A 17,096-nucleotide genomic window follows, 5' to 3' on the forward strand; every position below is an offset into this window, starting at 1 on the left:
AGTATAAAGGCTTAAGGGCAAAAAATCTATTCTTTTATGCCCTTATAGACTATTTTTCAAAGAAAAAATTTTGTAATTGGAAGGCTTCTAAGAAGATTCCAAGTGGCGGTCTATCTGACGATTGCTCAATATAATCTTTATAGAATTTTTTGTAATTACCTTTGCGAGCAATGTGATATTGTGTTCCATCTGGTTGAATCACCACATTCCAGTGGAAATTAGAGGCAAGCACCCAGTCATCACCCTTAAGATCAAAGAGATTGCGTCCCTGACTATAATCCATCAACGAGTTTTCTACGCCGAACACCGTTTGCATTAATGCAGAGAAAATATCCGCATGATTACTTAATCCATTTTGTTTGCCTACCGGTAAATCTTTCCAATATACAAGCAATGGCACTTGAACCTCATCGCACCCAAAGTAGTTTTCTCGCTCTTTTTCATTCATTTCATTAAAGGTTAAACCATGCTCTGACGTGATGATGACTAATGTATTTTCAAGCGGTGTACTTTCTAACGCTTTTGCTAAAAGAGAATCAATGTCTTGCAAAGTGCGGTCATAGTCTGATAGGGATTTAACCTCCAAGGCTAAATCCAAATAAGCAAACCAAGGGGAGTCTGTTTTTTGTGCTTTAATAAAATCATTGAGATTTTTTACCGCACTTTCATTATTTGGCTTGTTGGTTTTATTCGACGAAAGTTTCATTTCACGAAATAATGCTTGGCGGAAGACGCTATCTTTGAATTCGTAGCAGAAAATAAACCCAGTTGATAATTTTCAGCACGTAATTTTTCGATTAAAACAGATTGGGTATGATTGCTTAAAATGCTATCGGTATAATTTGCATTTAGCCCGTAAAATAACCCAATCAAGCCTGCGTTGTTACTATTACCTATGCTGTAATGATTAGTGAATTCGGTTGAACTTGTTGCAAATTCAGCAAGTTTTGGCATCTTTTCATTAGAAATCGCATCATGGCGCAAACCCGAAACCGTTACGATCAGAACATTAGGTTTGTACGTAATGGGTGCGTAAGAGAGTGCTTTTTTCGGATAATCAATTTTTAAGGCATCTAAACGGCCTTCTTGTGCCAATTTTTGCGTATATTCTTCTCCATCCAAGAAACCGTGTTTTTCTAAAAAAGAACGAGCTGTCATTGGATAAGATAAAGGGAAATTAGAGCGTTACATGATAGGACGATACAAATAAGCATCTGCCTAAGCATAAATTAAATGCGTCGTAATGAACGTTGCGGTTAAGAATATGCCTGTGCCTTTTAGCCATTTTTGTCGTTCAAGACTGCGTAATTTTTCCCAACTCCAGCGAGAAAATAACATTTGAGCCAGTAAAATTATTGGCATTGGTGCAAAGAATATTTGCCAATCGCTTGACATTTCACCATTTTCTGGGATTGACCAGTAAATTCCATACAACAGAGGATAAATGCAGATTAAAACGATTGAAAACGGCGGTATCAAATAATAATAAGGTTGTACAAATCGTGGAAAAATCACCGCACTTAACCTGTAAAATTAACTGATTGATTACATACCAATCACCACGCAATCTGCAACACCCTTTGCTTTACTCTGAGCTTGCATTGCTGCATCTCGATTGGCGAAATTTCCAATTCGTACTCTATTCCATTCACCATTTACTTGTACTTGTGCATTAAAACCTGTCATTGCCAATCTTCCCTGTAAACTTTCAGCCTGGGCTCGGTTCTTAAAAGCACCACACTGTAAACCAAACTTCTTACTGCCATTTTCATTCTCTGTAGTTTTAACCGGCTCAACAGTTTTAATAGATTCCACTTTCTTCGCTGTATCTAATTTAGCTTGTTTAGCTTTTTTTTCGGCTTCAATGCTAAGAGTGTCAATTTTTACGGTTTCTACTTTTTTAACTTGCTCTGTTTTAACCGGTGATGATTGCTGAACCACCGTACTTTTTGATAGATTATCAACCTTAGTAGATTCTTGAGCTGCTTGTTGTTCAGCTAATTTACGAGCTTCCTCTGCTGCTTTTTGATCTTTCTCCATTTGGATTAAAACTTGACGTTGTTCTTCTGTTAAACGCATATTTTTTTCTACACTAGATGGCTTATCATCAACAGGCACCGTACGCGTTTCTAACGCTTTAATATAACTCCAAACTTCTTCAGGACGATTAGGTAAAATACTTTTAGGCTGCGTTTTTTCTGTTTGAGGAATAATTTCTTTCACTACTTTTTCCTCTGTTTTATTTTTCAGGAAATAAAGCCCAATACCAAATGCAAAGACAACTGCAATCATCATCCCAATTAAAATATTCTTATTTTTTCCTTTTTTCTTATTTACGCCACGACGCGCAACAAAATCTCGATGAGCCACGATAAATCCCTAAACTTTGAGTAATTTTTTTAATCATTTTATAAAACTCGACGATTTTACTGAAAAATTCACTTTTTTTCTAGGATAAAAATCAGATAAAAAAATACCGTACTTTTACAGAGTACGGTATTTTCCTATACATTGCTGAAAGAATTATTTCTCTTCTTTCTTAAATCCTGATTCGACATCTTTCATATCAGGTAACTTATGTGCAATACCTTTATGACAGTCGATACAAGTTTTACCATTTTCTTCAGCGAACTTATGCATCTTCGCCGCTACTTCTTTTTGTTGAGAACGATCCATACGATCCATTTTATGGCAGTTACGACATTCTTGAGAATCATTCGCCTTCATACGTGCCCACTCATTTTCGGCCATATGTAAACGACGTTCATTGAATTTCTCAATAGTATCCACTTTACCAGTATAAAATGCATAAACTTCTTTTGCTGCAACAATTTTGCGTAATATTTTTGGACCAAACTCATGTGGAACGTGACAATCTGGACAGCTCGCGCCTACACCTGTACGTGTTTGAAAATGGGTACTATGCAAATATTCAGGATAAACATCATTTGTATGACAGCTTGAACAGAATTTTTCTGTATTGGTTTCAGCTAGACCATAATTAAAGCCCACCCAAGCCAAAATTCCTGCAATAAATGCAAGTGAAATGATTGTTCCCACTGCAATTCGGCTTGGTGTTCTGAACCAATGCCAAAAAGATTTAATTAAATTTGTTAATTTTTTCATTTTTGCTCACCTTAATGATGTTGGTTCAAATATTTATCTGAAGAATGACCAAATTCTTTGAGCGTTTCCTCAAATTTTTCTTTATATTCAGGCGTTTTAGTCACTTGTGGTAACGGTTGATCTGCTTTTCTATCATAACCTGGTGTAGAGCGATATGTTTGTTCAACAATCGGTTTTGCATCAGTTTGTGGAACATGACATTGTAAACAGAAATAACGACGTGCAGAGACTGTATCGCCTAAATGCCCTTCACGATCATAAAAGTGAGTTTTACTTGGTACAGTAGCGCCAACAAGTTGAGCTACATCAGCATTATGGCATTCTAAACAACGGTTTGTGTTTTTACTCACTTGCATCCCTTTAATACTGTGTGGTACTACAGGCGGTGCAAAAAGCATATCACGAGGTTGGATACCTGTATCTTTTAGGTTATTTTTAAACTCAGGTTGAATTGCTTCATGTGCATTTTCAACACCTGATTTCACCACTTCTACATTAGTATTCGGATAAACTTCAGCATGAAGCATGGCTGAACATCCCAATAATGCCATAATCATGGCCATCATCTTTTTCATTTTTCACTCCATTTGTGAATTTATTTTCACAAAATTGGCATAAGCCGTTAAAAAATACGATAAAGTGCGGCCATATTTCTATTATTTTACTATGACCGCATACGTTTTACGCTTTTACTACTTTAACTGCACATTTTTTATAGTCAGTTTCTTTTGAAATTGGGTCTGCCGCATCTAAGGTTAAGCGGTTAACTTGCTGACCCGCATCAAAGAACATAGTGAAAACTAAACCGCGAGGTGGCTTATTACGTCCACGTGTATCTAAATAAGATACCATCTCACCACGACGAGTAATCAATTTAATTTTATCGCCATGACGCATTCCACGTGCCTCAGCATCTAGCGGATGCATATATACAACATTGTTTGGGAATGAACGGTGAATTTCTGGTACACGACGTGTCATAGTACCTGTATGCCAATGTTCTAAAACACGGCCAGTACATAACCACATATCGTATTCTTCATCTGGTGATTCTGCAGGAGCCTCATAAGGTGCGGCAAAAATAACTGCTCGTTTATCTTTTTGACCATAGAAATCAACTTCACGGTCTTTAGAAGCAAAGAAGTCATAGCCCTTACGATAACGCCAACGTGTTTCAACACCATTTACGACAGGCCAACGTAATCCACGAACTTCTTCACTTTGATACATATCATATGGTGCTAAATCGTGTCCGTGACCGCGCCCAAACTCAGCATATTCTTCAAATAAACCTTTTTGTAAATAGAAGCCAAAATGTTCAGCATCATCATTTAAATGATCTGTTGGTTTTTCAAATTTATTCACGTTGCCATTTAAATAAAGCACTTCATATAACGTTTTACCTTTAAATTGCGGATTAGCGTCAAGCAATTCTTTTGGCCAAACTTCATCAGTTTTAAAATATTTAGAAAACTCAAGAACTTGCCATAAATCAGATTTTGCCTCACCGGGTGCTTTTACTTGCTGTTTCCATGCTTGGGTACGACGCTCAGCGTTACCAAAAGCTCCTTCTTTTTCCACCCACATTGCAGTTGGTAAAATTAAGTCAGCCGCTACTGCACTTGCTGTTGGATAAGGATCCGATACAACAATAAAGTTTTGTGGATCTCGCCAAGCTGGCATACGTTCCTGATTACTATTTGGACCCGACTGCATATGGTTATTACACATTTGCCAGTAAACATTGATTTTGCCATCTTTCATCGCACGGTCAATTTCATTAATTGACAAACCAACTTGCGTTTGTACCGCACCAGCCGGTAATTTCCAAATACTTTCTGCTTTTGCCACATGTTGTGGGTTGGTAACAACCATATCCGCAGGTAAACGGTGTGGGAATGTTCCAACTTCACGAGCAGTACCACAAGCAGATGGTTGACCAGTCAAAGAGAATGGGTGGTTACCTGGTTTAGAAATCTTGCCTGTTAATAAATGTAAACTATGTAACATTTGGTTTAACCACACACCACGAGTATGCTGGTTAACACCCATTGTCCAGAATGAAGTAACATTTGTTTTTGGATCAGCATATGCCTGTGCAAGTGCTTCTAATTGATTTTTAGGAACCCCTGTTAGTTTATGGGTATACTCAAGATCATACTCTGATACAAACTTCTTATATTCATCAAAAGTAAAATCAAGCATTTTACCTGCACCTTTCCCCGCATTTTTCGCAGCTTTTTCTAAAGCATGATCGGGTCTAAGTGCATAACCAATATCTGTTGTAGCCTTTTTAAATTTAGTATTTTCTGCAACAAATTTCTCATCTACACCACCATTTTGGATGATATAGTTTGAAATATAGTTAGCAATAGCTAGGTCTGTTTGAGGAATGAATACAATGCCATAATCTGCTAATTCAAATGAACGATGTTCAAACGTTGAAAGAACAAAAATTTTCAGATCTGGGTGGTTTAATTTGCGATCGGCAATACGTGACCATAAAATTGGGTGCATTTCAGCCATATTAGAGCCCCAAAGCACCATAACATCCGCATTCTCGATGTCATCATAACATCCCATCGGTTCATCAACACCAAAGGTACGAATAAAGCCAGTTGCGGCAGATGCCATACATTGACGCGCATTTGGATCAATATTGTTTGAACGTAAACCAGCTTTATAGAATTTAGATTTTGCGTAGCCTTCAATAACTGTAGTTTGACCAGAGCAGTAATGTGCAACAGAACTTGGACCTTTCTTACGAATTGCTTCTTTCGTTTTATCCGCAAATACAGTAAATGCAGTTTCCCAACTTACTGGCGTAAACTCACCATTTTTATCATATTTACCATCTTTCATTCGAAGCAATGGCTGGGTTAAACGATCCTTACCATACATAATTTTAGATAAGAACAACCCTTTAATACAATTCAATCCACGGTTTACTTCAGCATCTGGATCGGCATAAGTAGCAACAACACGGCCATCTTGTGTACCAACCATTACACTACAACCTGTACCACAGAAACGGCAAGGTGCTTTTTCCCAATGAATATCTTTATTGATATTTTCTTCCGCTGCAACATTTTTGATTGGAATACTAATACCAGCAGCAACTGCTGCCGCTGCAGCAGCATTTGCCTTCATAAAGTCACGACGACTTATGCTCATAGTGTTTCCCCCACTATTATTAACACTAAAAAATAAAAAACTAATTATCTTCTACTTGATGATAAACTAACGAAACCGTAATAACACCATCAATATCTCTAGCCAATTCCATACGATTAGCTAATTCTTTCTGACTATTTGCTTGCATTACTGCAACAATTTTACCATTTTCCTCATTGACTGCATGAATTTCAGTATCAGGTAATTTGGAAAGCTCACTTTGAATTATACCAAGTTTTGACACCATACATTGCACAACAATGCCACAAACCTGCCATTTCTCAACTGTATCTGTTTTTATTAAATCGTTAATTTTCATTTTCATTATTGTGAGATGGGTAAAACAAAGTTATCGCATCAACAGGACAACGTTGAATGCAAGCGCCACAACCGTTACAAGCATCCACATCTAATACAGGCTTGGCTATTCCACCTGCTTGCCAACGAAATTTAATTGCGTTCTTTGGGCAATTATCTTGACAACTACGACAAGCTATATTTTTTTCAGTTAAACAATCTTTACCAATCTCAATTTTATGGTTCCAAGGTTGCTCAGAACAAGAACGAAAAATTGGTTGTTTACATATATCTACACATTTTCCACAAAAAGTACATTCCCCCTTATCGAAACACACTTCGGGGAATCCACCATCACCTTTTACCAAAATATTGGTTTCACATATAGAAAGGCAATCACCACAGCGCGTACATTGCTCTACAAAAATAGAATTTTCAACAGCCCAAGGAGGGCGGACTCCATCAAAGCCTTGTTTCTGCTCAGTTTTCGTATGCAAAGATGTTAAAAATTTACCTCGTAAAAATTGTCTGCGGGGCAAGTTTTCAACAGTCATCCAGGTGCCTTCTATAAATCCGTCAGTACTTTTGGGGTGGTGATTATGAAGTTCCTAACTAGAAATAGGAACCACCCATAATAGGTAGTTATTTACTTTTTTTGAACTTTCTTTGTGATAGATCAAATTTAAATCGTAATAAAAAATAACTCGACATAGTTGTTTTTTACCACAATATTTTAACAAAACTACTCTGCTTTTGCTGGATATTCCCACCAAATATCAAATAATTCGCTTACTTCAATTTGTTGCAAACCATTTTTTTCTAACCATTTTTTCACAGTTTCACGGTGGCTTTCATCACATTTACCAATTTTTTCTAGGCAAACTAAACCTTCCCAATGTAAATACCCGCTACCTTCATAAGCTAGACCATTTGGTTGAATCACTTCGTTAATAAAACGATCAACGATTTCATCTACAGTTTCAATCGCAGTACCTTCTGCAAATTGGAAATTTACAAGAAAACCGAGTTCTTGGAATTCAGCAAGGTGAAGTTTTTTGCGTTGACGTTGATTGTAAGATTTAGACATGGTATTTCTCCTATTAAGGTCGTATTCAAATCAGTATTCTATATTAAATTCGTGAATTTGGCATCGGATTTCCCCAACATCAATCTTCACCCAAAAGTTAATTTGCCCAAAATAGGCTTATTTCTTCACAAAGTATAAATCCCAAACACCATGACCAAGTCTGTGGCCTCTGGCTTCAAATTTAGTTAAAGGTCTAAAATCTGGTCTTGGAATATAATCGCCATTTTTCGAGGTATTCACTAAATCGGTGTTTGCACTTAATACTTCTAGCATTTGTTCTGCATAATTTTCCCAATCTGTAGCCATATGGATAAAACCATTTTCACCTAATTTTTGTACCACTTGTGCCACAAAGTGCGGTTGAACAATACGACGTTTATGATGTTTTGCTTTATGCCAAGGATCGGGGAAAAATAACTGTAAACCGCCAAGCGCACCATCTGCAATACTGTCTCGTAAAATTTCCGTTGCATCATGACAAATCACGCGTAAATTCGTTACGCCTTTTTCCACAGCATAAGCAATACAAGCACCAACACCCGGGGTATGAACTTCAATGCCAAGATAATTTTTGTCAGGATTAGCAAAAGCCATATCCACGAGCGATTTTCCCATTCCAAAGCCAATTTCTAATACAACTGGATTATCATTGCCATAAATCTTCGCAAAATCAAAAGGTTCCGTTTGATAGTCTAAACCAAGTGTTCCCCAGTTATCATTCATCATGTTTTTCTGAAATTCGCTCAAACGACCAGTGCGGAGAACAAAACTACGGACTTTGCGTTTATAGCGGCCATCTTCGGTAAATTCTGCGGTTTCAACGGTTTTACGTTTTTGATCAGCAAAAGTTTGTATCATAAAAATCTTGTTCGTGAAAAAAATTGGCGGCGATTATACACGTTTTTCTCGTATAATAGGGCAAATTTTTTCCCAAGGTTGATTATGAAAATTGTCCGAGTGGCACTGGCTGTGCCGCTTCCTCGTTTATTTGATTATCTCTTCCCCGATGATGTTTCATTACAAATCGGCACACGTGTTCTTGTGCCTTTTGGTACGCAAAAACGCGTCGCCATTGTGGCTGATTTCCCGACAAAATCAGACGTGCCAGAAGATAAGCTCAAAACCATTCTTCAACCATTAGATTTAGCACCGCTCTTCACCCCAATTTATTGGGATTGGCTTCATTGGGCAGCAAATTATTATCAAGCAGGATTAGGCGATGTGTTATTTCAAGCCTTGCCTGTGAAATTGCGTAACGGAGAAAGTGCGGTGAAAAATGACTGTACTTTTTGGCGAATTACAGATGCGGGGAAAAATGCGCTTGAACAAGGCCTGTTAAAACGCTCGAAAAAGCAAGTTGAAGCCCTACAATGCTTATCTGAAACTGATCTTGAAAAAGGCAATAATGAGTTTTCCTCTGCGATTTGGTCAGTCTTAAAAGCCAAAGGGTTTATTGAGGAAATTACTATCCAAACAAAGCCCCTAAGCTGGCAACAAAGCTTAGGCGATAACCCAATTGTCAATGCTGAAAATCGTTTAACCTTAAATAAGCAGCAAGCCTTAGCCTTCAGTCAATTGCTCTTTCATTCTGGTTTCAATGTATGGCTGCTCGATGGGGTAACTGGTTCAGGCAAAACAGAAATTTATCTGCAGTATATTGAAGAAATTTTAAAATCGGATAAGCAAGTATTAGTGCTTGTGCCCGAAATTGGGCTAACACCACAAACGGTGCACCGTTTCAAAGCGCGTTTCAATGTAGAAATTGATGTTCTTCATTCTAATTTAACCGATACGCAACGGCTTTATGTATGGGATCGCGCCCGCTCTGGACAAAGTGCCATTGTGATTGGTACGAGATCGGCATTGTTCACACAATTTTCTAATCTTGGTGCAATTATTTTGGACGAAGAACACGACGCGTCTTACAAACAGCAAGACAGTTGGCGTTATCACGCGCGAGACTTGGCGATTGTACTGGCTCAAAAACTAAATATTGCGGTATTAATGGGTTCCGCCACGCCAAGTTTAGAAAGTATTAATAATGTACAAAACGGCAAATACCAACATTTAGTGTTATCAAAAAGAGCGGGGAATTCTACCGCACTTCGTCATTTCGTTATTGATTTGAAAAATCAAAACATACAAAACGGGCTTTCAAAACCCTTATTGGAGCGAATGAAAGCTCACCTAGAAAAAGGCAATCAAGTTCTGCTTTTCTTAAATCGTCGTGGCTTTGCGCCCGTATTGCTTTGCCATGAATGTGGTTGGATTGCACAATGCCCTCATTGTGAAAAACCTTATACCTATCATCAGCATCAAAATGTATTGCGTTGTCATCATTGTGGTGCACAGAAAACTATTCCTCGACAATGTGGTGATTGCGGTTCGACTCATTTAGTCACCACAGGTCTCGGCACGGAACAATTAGAAGAAACCTTGAAAACGCTATTTCCTCATTATTCTGTAGCGCGAATCGACCGCGATAGCACTTCGCGTAAAGGAAAATTGGAAGGTTATTTAGAAGATATTCAACAAGGCAAAAGTCAAATTTTGATTGGCACACAAATGCTGGCAAAAGGACATCATTTTCCGAATGTTACCCTCGTTGCCTTAGTGAATGTAGATAGTGCATTATTTTCACTAGATTTTCGTGCAGAAGAACGTTTAGCTCAACTTTATGTTCAAGTTGCTGGACGTGCTGGTCGTGCCGATAAACAAGGCGAAGTCGTGCTACAAACACATTATCCTGATCATCCTTTGCTCACTACGTTATTAGCGAATGGCTACCAAGCTTTTGCAAAAGAAACCTTACAATTACGCCATTCAATGGGATTGCCACCTTTCACTTTTCAGGCGTTATTCAAAGCACAGGCTAGACATTCTGAGCTTGCAGAAAATTGCTTAAACCAGATTGCAGATTTTTTTCAATCGAAACAAATTGCGGGATTACAAATGCTTGGCCCAATGCCTGCACCGTTCAGCAAAAAAGCAGGGCAATATCGTTGGCAGTTATTATTGCAGCATCCATCAAGAATGACATTGCAAAAAGCATTAAGAGAATATCAACAAGCCGAACTTGAAAAAAACAGCCAAGTGCGATTAATTTTGGATGTTGATCCACAAGACTTATCATAAAAAATGCGGTGAAAATTCACCGCACTTTCTCTATAAAATCTATTTGAAATCTTCGACATCACCCAATAGACAAGCATATTTCGCCGTATTTGGACTGGACTCCAAGGCAATTTTTAATGCCATCGTCAAAGGAACTGACAGTAGCATTCCCACTGTTCCAAGTAACCATCCCCAAAACAATAATGAAAGGAATACTACTAAGGTTGAAAGCCCTAATCGTTGTCCCATCATTTTAGGCTCAATAATGTTACCGACAATCATATTGATCGCAATAACACCAACTGCTACGCCAAAGCCAATTCCAAAACCGTTCAGTAATAAGGCTTGCACAATAATCGGAATAGCCGCAATGATAGAACCAATATTGGGAATATAATTCAGCAAGAAACTCAAGGTTGCCCACAAAATTGCATATTGAACCCCACAGGCTTCCAACAAAATAAAAATACCAACGCCAGTAAGCAAGCTGGTGATACTTTTAATGCCGAGATAACCAATTACGCCTTGCAAAACTCGGTCAATATGGCATTCTTCTTTGGCTGCATCATGAGGGGTTGAACTAATCACCATAGCAAATTTATGTTTCATCGTTGGCGCTTCAGCAAGCATAAAAATTACGACCAACACTAAAACAAACACATTGCTCACCACACCAGAGAAATTCAGCAATACTCGACTCACAAAATTCATAATGATGCTTGGGTCAAAATTTTCTTGGATGGTTTCACGCGAAAGCGTGAAAGGCAGATTGAAACGTTGCAACAATCCTGTTAGATCACTCACACGTTGTGAAAGTAAAACTTTATATTGTGGAATAGATTGGGTAAATTCTCTTGCAGTGCTGTTAATCAGCCCGACTAAAAAGAAAAACACCAAAGAAATCAAGAAGAAAAGCAAAGTTATGGCTAACCAATGAGGAATTCGGCGTTGTGTCATCGCCTTAATCATCGGTGAACAAATGATCGCGATAAATAGCGATAGCAAGAATGGCACGACAATTTCTGCCGCCAATTTTACGCCAGCTAAGATAATAATTACCGCAGCAATGCCAAGCAAAGTGCGGTGTAAATTTAAATTATTTTGCACTAAATCGCATCCTCATTTTCTTCGCCCGTGCGAATGCGGATCGCTCGCTCAACGTTATAAACAAAAATTTTGCCGTCACCAATTTTGCCTGTTTGTGCCGTTTCAATAATAGCTTCAATACATTGATCCACAAGCTCATCAGGAACTACCACTTCCAATTTCACCTTCGGCAGAAAGTCCACCATATATTCCGCACCACGATAAAGTTCCGTATGACCTTTTTGGCGACCAAATCCGCGTACTTCCGTGATTGTCATACCTGAAATACCAATATCTGAAAGACTTTCGCGCACATCGTCTAATTTAAACGGTTTGATCATTGCTTCGATTTTTTTCATGTTATTTCTCCAGATTTTCACGTCTTGCGGATTTAGGCCGGAAACTTTCGATGATTTCAGGCTTGGTATCAATATATAAGCCGTTAATCAATTGCAAACAATAAGGCACCGCGCTGAAAATGCCTTTTACAAGCACATTTCCCTCTTTATCTTTCACGCCTTCCAAGGTTTCTTTAATCGCTTTAGGCTGTCCCGGAAGATTTAAAATCAGGCTTTCCTTACGAATCACACCTACTTGGCGGGATAAAATTGCGGTAGGCACAAAATGCAAACTCACTTGACGCATTTGTTCGCCAAAACCCGGCATTTCTCGATCTGCTACCGCAAGGGTAGCATCAGGCGTTACATCGCGTTTTGCAGGCCCTGTCCCACCAGTTGTCAGCACTAAATGGCAACCTTGTTCATCCACCAGATCTTTTAATGTTTGTTCAATAACTGGCTGTTCATCGGGGATTAATCTTGTTTCCAAATGGAAAGGATCAACAAGAGCTTGTTCTAACCAAGCCTGTAATTCTGGGATGCCTTGATCTTGATACACGCCTGCTGATGCGCGATCAGAAACAGACACCAGACCAATTTTTAAAAGTGCGGTCATATTTTTCCTTATTTTAAGTGTATATATCTATTTATCAGTAAATTTAGTTTCCAATACCTTTTTAACAGGTGTAAAACTACGACGATGTTGCGGTAACACGCCAAGTTCAGCTAATTTTTCTAAATGTAATTTGGTTGGATAGCCTTTATGCTGGGCGAAAGCGTATTCTGGATATTGCTTGTCTAATTCTTCCATTTCTTGGTCTCGTGCCACTTTCGCCAAAATAGAGGCTGCACTGATTTCCGCCACAAGGCTATCGCCTTTTACGACGGCTTGCGCTGGAATATCTAAATCTTTTGGGATCTTATTGCCATCAACCAACACAAAGTGCGGTTGAATTTTTAAAGATTTTACTGCTCGAGTCATTGCTAATAAGGAGGCTTGCAGGATATTTATCTCGTCAATTTCGTTAGCTTCAGCTCGACCTAATGCCCAAGCAAGAGCTTTTTCTTTGATTTCTTCAGCAAGGGCTAAACGTTTTTTCTCAGAAAGTTTTTTAGAATCAGCGAGGCCTTCAATTGGCTTATTCGGATCTAAAATAACGGCTGCCGTGACAACAGCCCCAACTAGAGGGCCTCGCCCAACTTCATCAACGCCAGCGATCAATTCATAGCCTTGTGGATATTCAAACATTTTCTGTTCCTTCTAATAAATCAATGACTGCTTGAGCCGCTTGCTTATCGGCATTGCATTGAATTTTTTGGTGTAAATCTATGAAGTGCTGAATTAAAACATGGCGATTTTTTACTGCACTTTCATCATCAGAAAGATAAGCAGATAGTTTTTCAGCGAGCAATTCTGGCGTGCATTCTTCTTGAATCATTTCAGGAACGAGCATTTCATTCGCAAGCAAGTTTGGTAAAGAAATATAATCAGTTTTTACTAAACGTTTTGCTAAGAAATAGGTCAGTGGTTTCATTCTATAGCCAACCACCATAGGGGATTTACAAAGCATTGCTTCAAGCGCTGCTGTTCCTGAAGCAAGAAGTGTTGCATCAGCTACGATCATTGCTTGTCGTGCATTGCCATCAATTAAATGCAGGTCTAGGTTTGGCGCAATTTTAGCTTTAATAGCTTCAAATTGAATTCGTCGTTTTTCGTTCACCAAAGGGACTAGGAATTGTAAATCAGGAAATTGTTCTTTTAACAATAAAGCGGTTTTCAAGAAAGGCTCAGTCAAAAACTCCACTTCTGAACCACGACTTCCAACTAAGATAGCTAAATAGCGCTTTGCGGGATCAAGCTGTAGCATTTGGCAAGCTTCGACACGGTTTGGTTTGAGAGGAATAGCATCTGCCATTGTGTGTCCAATAAAACGGCAAGGCACATTAAATTTATCGTAAAAGGCTTTCTCAAAAGGCAAAAAGGCAAGAACTTGATGAGTCGCTTTGGCAATTTTGTGAATGCGATTTTGACGCCACGCCCATACAGAGGGGCTTACGTAATGAATAGTTTTAATTCCGTTTGCTTTGAGCTTGAGTTCTACATCCAAATTAAAATCAGGTGCATCAATGCCGATGTAAACATCAGGTTTTTCTTGCAACATGGTTTGAATGACATTTTTGCGAATTTTCAACAGACGAGGAAGATGTTTCAAAATTTCAGCCAACCCCATGACTGAAAGCTCTTCCATATCGACAAGCGTCTCACAGCCTTCAGCCAACATTCTTGGGCCAGCAATGCCAATAAAGCGAGCATTAGGATAATGAGCTTTGAGCTGGCGAATTAAACCAGCACCGAGAATATCACCAGATACTTCTCCTGCAACAAGAGCAATGGTTGGATTTGTTTTGTTCATCAAATTTATCCTAAAAAATAACCGCACCTTGGTGTGCAAAGTGCGGTTGAAAACAGAGATACTTTATTAACGAATAATACCGCGAGTTGAACGTTTGAAAAATTCAACAAAGAAACTAATTGCTGAATCGGTTTCCGCAATTTGCTCAATTTCTGGCAATACTTCTTCGAGCGTTTTGCCGCTACGATAGATCATCTTATAAACGTTACGGATTGCGTGCATGGTTGGTTTATCAAAACCACGACGTTTTAAACCTTCTAAGTTTACGCCAAATGGACGGGCGTGGTTGCCTTGTGCCATAACGTAAGGAGGTACATCTTGGCTTACCATAGAACCGCCGCCTAACATGACGTGTGCGCCAACGATCACAAATTGGTGAATTGCTGACATGCCACCAACAATGACGAAATCATCTAATTCTACGTGACCTGCAAGCGTTGCATTGTTTGCTAAAATACAGTTGTTTTTAATTTGGCAATCGTGTGCAACGTGAACATTCACCATTAATAAATTGTTATTGCCAATAGAGGTTACGCCACCGCCTTGGATGGTTCCACGATGGATTGTCACATGTTCACGAATTCGGTTGCCATTACCAATAATAGTTTTAGTTGCTTCGCCGTTATATTTTAAATCTTGGTTCACCTCACCAATGCTAGCGAATTGATAGATTTCGTTATCTTCGCCAATAACCGTATCACCACGTACGACAACGTGAGATTTCAATACAGTGCGAGCTTTAATTTCAACGGTGCCTTCAACAATACAGAAAGGCCCAATAACAACACCTTCACCAATAACTGAGCCTTCTTCAACTAAGGCTGTAGGATGGATTTTTGCATTTGGGTGGATCATATTTACCCCCTTAATTAACGACGAGCGCACATTAGTTTTGCTTCACAAGAAATTTCACCGTTTACGGTTGCAACACCAGTAAATGCAGTGATGCCACGGCGTTCTTTAATCACTTGAACGTTTAATTCCATTTGATCTCCAGGTAACACTGGGCGTTTAAAGCGCGCTTCATCAATACCTGCGAAATAGAATAGTTCACCGCCTTTTAATTCGTGAGTTTTAAAGGCTAAAATGCCCATTGCTTGTGCCAAAGCTTCTAAAATTAAAACGCCCGGTAAAATAGGTTCGCCAGGGAAGTGACCTGTGAAACAAGGCTCATTGACGCTGATATTTTTAATCGCTTTTAACCATTCGCCTTCTTTAAAATCCAATACGCGATCCACTAATAAAAATGGATAGCGATGTGGTAATAAAGTCATAATTTCTTTTGATTCGATCACTCTTGGTTGTTGTTCTGACACGTTGACACCTTACAAAAAATAAACAAATAAAATCACTCGGATTATACGATATTTACGGCTAAAAATAAAACGCACCATAAAAGTTGGTGCGCTCTACAATAAATTAATTAATCTTCTTTTCTAACGCTTTCACACGTTTATTTATTTCATCAATTCCCAAAGTTAATGCCGCAGTTTTACGCCATGCTTTGTTCGTTTGCAATGGAATACCAGATGAATAGACGCCAGGCTCAGTAATTGGACGCATCACCATTCCCATACCTGTAATAGTTACCTTATCGCAGATTTCCATATGACCATTGATTACACTCGCACCACCAATTAAGCAATACCGCCCAACTGTTAAGCTTCCAGCCATAATGACCCCTCCCGCAACCGCGGTGCCGGTACCAATATGTACGTTATGGGCAATTTGACAAAGATTATCAATAATAACATTATCCTCAATAACAGTTGCATCTAAAGCACCACGATCAATACAAGTGCAAGCACCTATTTCAACATTATTACCAATAATTACCTGACCAACTTGTGGAATTTTAATCCAACGTCCACGATCATTTGCATAACCAAAACCATCGCTACCAATCACTGCACCCGATTGAATTAAACAATTTATACCAATTTCTACATCATGATAGATACTTACATTTGCCCAAAGCTGTGTATTCGCACCGATTTTTGTATTTTTACCCACAAAGCAATTTGCACCAATAATAACGTTATCGCCAAGAACAACGCCATCTTCAATAACAGTATTTGCACCGATGGAGACATTCTCTCCCAAAGATGCATGACCAGAGACTACCGCGCTAGGTGCAATACCTTGAGCTGCTTTAGGTGTAGTATCCATATATTGGGCTAAAATGGCATAGGCAACATAAGGATCTTTTACGATTAATAAATTGCTTTCAGGTGAACAAAACTCTACATCTGCTTCGGATACAACCAAGATACCAGCCTTAGAATCTTTTAATAAAGAACGGAACTTTGCATTAGAAATAAAGGTAAGCTGATGACATTGAGCCTTATCAAGAGGAGCGATATTTTCTACAACGACATCGGCGTTACCGCGAACGGTAGCGCCGATTTGAGTTGCCAATTCTTGTAAAGAATAGGTTTTTAACATGATTAATAAAGCCTA

17 protein-coding genes and 1 pseudogene are annotated in these 17,096 nt (G+C 38.7%); 1 reads left to right on the top strand and 17 read right to left on the bottom strand.

The window, feature by feature from the left end; all coding sequences use genetic code 11:
• Window positions 1-49: 49 nt before the first annotated feature.
• From KP710_RS05215 to trmB, 9 genes and pseudogenes are all read right to left on the bottom strand, one after another.
• Window positions 50-1,510 (bottom strand): annotated as a pseudogene (locus tag KP710_RS05215) (DUF3413 domain-containing protein); the annotation flags it as partial.
• A gap of 35 nt (window positions 1,511-1,545) precedes the next feature.
• Window positions 1,546-2,370: a cell division protein FtsN gene (ftsN, locus tag KP710_RS05220; RefSeq protein WP_111407641.1), complete on the bottom strand. Its 825-nt coding sequence runs from the start codon at window positions 2,368-2,370 to the stop codon at window positions 1,546-1,548.
• Window positions 2,371-2,523: 153 nt separating this feature from the next.
• A complete protein-coding gene (locus tag KP710_RS05225; RefSeq protein WP_065265390.1) occupies window positions 2,524-3,126 on the bottom strand; it encodes a NapC/NirT family cytochrome c in 603 nt (200 codons plus the stop codon).
• A gap of 11 nt (window positions 3,127-3,137) precedes the next feature.
• Window positions 3,138-3,701: a nitrate reductase cytochrome c-type subunit gene (locus KP710_RS05230; protein ID WP_048952793.1), complete on the bottom strand. Its 564-nt coding sequence runs from the start codon at window positions 3,699-3,701 to the stop codon at window positions 3,138-3,140.
• Window positions 3,702-3,807: 106 nt separating this feature from the next.
• Window positions 3,808-6,300, bottom strand: coding sequence for a nitrate reductase catalytic subunit NapA (gene napA / locus KP710_RS05235; RefSeq protein ID WP_065265391.1), 2,493 nt, complete (start codon window positions 6,298-6,300; stop codon window positions 3,808-3,810).
• Window positions 6,301-6,340: 40 nt separating this feature from the next.
• Complete coding sequence (locus KP710_RS05240) at window positions 6,341-6,625, bottom strand: chaperone NapD (RefSeq protein WP_252346374.1); 285 nt, start codon at window positions 6,623-6,625, stop codon at window positions 6,341-6,343.
• Window positions 6,609-7,151, bottom strand: a complete 543-nt coding sequence (gene napF / locus KP710_RS05245) for a ferredoxin-type protein NapF (RefSeq protein ID WP_065265392.1) — start codon at window positions 7,149-7,151, stop codon at window positions 6,609-6,611. The genes KP710_RS05240 and napF overlap by 17 nt, the downstream gene beginning before the upstream one ends.
• 188 nt (window positions 7,152-7,339) lie before the next feature.
• Complete coding sequence (locus KP710_RS05250; protein ID WP_065265393.1) at window positions 7,340-7,684, bottom strand: YggL family protein; 345 nt, start codon at window positions 7,682-7,684, stop codon at window positions 7,340-7,342.
• A gap of 117 nt (window positions 7,685-7,801) precedes the next feature.
• Window positions 7,802-8,542 (bottom strand): tRNA (guanosine(46)-N7)-methyltransferase TrmB, encoded by a 741-nt coding sequence (gene trmB / locus KP710_RS05255; RefSeq protein ID WP_111407642.1) that lies wholly within the window; start codon window positions 8,540-8,542, stop codon window positions 7,802-7,804.
• Window positions 8,543-8,626: 84 nt separating this feature from the next.
• Here trmB and priA point away from each other — a divergent pair, with 84 nt between their 5' ends.
• Window positions 8,627-10,819: a primosomal protein N' gene (gene priA / locus KP710_RS05260; protein ID WP_111407643.1), complete on the top strand. Its 2,193-nt coding sequence runs from the start codon at window positions 8,627-8,629 to the stop codon at window positions 10,817-10,819.
• A gap of 39 nt (window positions 10,820-10,858) precedes the next feature.
• Here priA and KP710_RS05265 read toward each other — a convergent pair whose 3' ends face one another.
• From KP710_RS05265 to lpxD, 8 genes are all read right to left on the bottom strand, one after another.
• Window positions 10,859-11,905 carry an AI-2E family transporter gene (locus tag KP710_RS05265; protein WP_065265396.1) on the bottom strand — a complete coding sequence of 349 codons (1,047 nt, stop codon included), beginning with the start codon at window positions 11,903-11,905 and terminating at the stop codon, window positions 10,859-10,861.
• Window positions 11,905-12,243: a nitrogen regulatory protein P-II gene (glnB, locus tag KP710_RS05270; RefSeq protein WP_005627040.1), complete on the bottom strand. Its 339-nt coding sequence runs from the start codon at window positions 12,241-12,243 to the stop codon at window positions 11,905-11,907. The genes KP710_RS05265 and glnB overlap by 1 nt, the downstream gene beginning before the upstream one ends.
• Before the next feature lies 1 nt (window position 12,244).
• Window positions 12,245-12,838, bottom strand: coding sequence for a molybdopterin adenylyltransferase (gene mog, locus KP710_RS05275; protein ID WP_048952787.1), 594 nt, complete (start codon window positions 12,836-12,838; stop codon window positions 12,245-12,247).
• Window positions 12,839-12,865: 27 nt separating this feature from the next.
• Window positions 12,866-13,471, bottom strand: coding sequence for a ribonuclease HII (gene rnhB, locus KP710_RS05280; protein ID WP_065265397.1), 606 nt, complete (start codon window positions 13,469-13,471; stop codon window positions 12,866-12,868).
• Window positions 13,464-14,636, bottom strand: coding sequence for a lipid-A-disaccharide synthase (lpxB, locus tag KP710_RS05285; RefSeq protein WP_065265398.1), 1,173 nt, complete (start codon window positions 14,634-14,636; stop codon window positions 13,464-13,466). The genes rnhB and lpxB overlap by 8 nt, the downstream gene beginning before the upstream one ends.
• A gap of 66 nt (window positions 14,637-14,702) precedes the next feature.
• Window positions 14,703-15,491: an acyl-ACP--UDP-N-acetylglucosamine O-acyltransferase gene (gene lpxA / locus KP710_RS05290; protein WP_065265399.1), complete on the bottom strand. Its 789-nt coding sequence runs from the start codon at window positions 15,489-15,491 to the stop codon at window positions 14,703-14,705.
• A gap of 14 nt (window positions 15,492-15,505) precedes the next feature.
• Window positions 15,506-15,910, bottom strand: coding sequence for a 3-hydroxyacyl-ACP dehydratase FabZ (fabZ, locus tag KP710_RS05295; protein WP_065265486.1), 405 nt, complete (start codon window positions 15,908-15,910; stop codon window positions 15,506-15,508).
• 145 nt (window positions 15,911-16,055) lie between these two features.
• Window positions 16,056-17,081: a UDP-3-O-(3-hydroxymyristoyl)glucosamine N-acyltransferase gene (gene lpxD / locus KP710_RS05300; RefSeq protein ID WP_111407644.1), complete on the bottom strand. Its 1,026-nt coding sequence runs from the start codon at window positions 17,079-17,081 to the stop codon at window positions 16,056-16,058.
• Window positions 17,082-17,096 lie beyond the last annotated feature (15 nt).

The organism is Haemophilus sp. SZY H35 (assembly GCF_018829705.1).
In the GTDB taxonomy this organism is placed as follows: domain Bacteria; phylum Pseudomonadota; class Gammaproteobacteria; order Enterobacterales; family Pasteurellaceae; genus Haemophilus; species Haemophilus haemolyticus_K.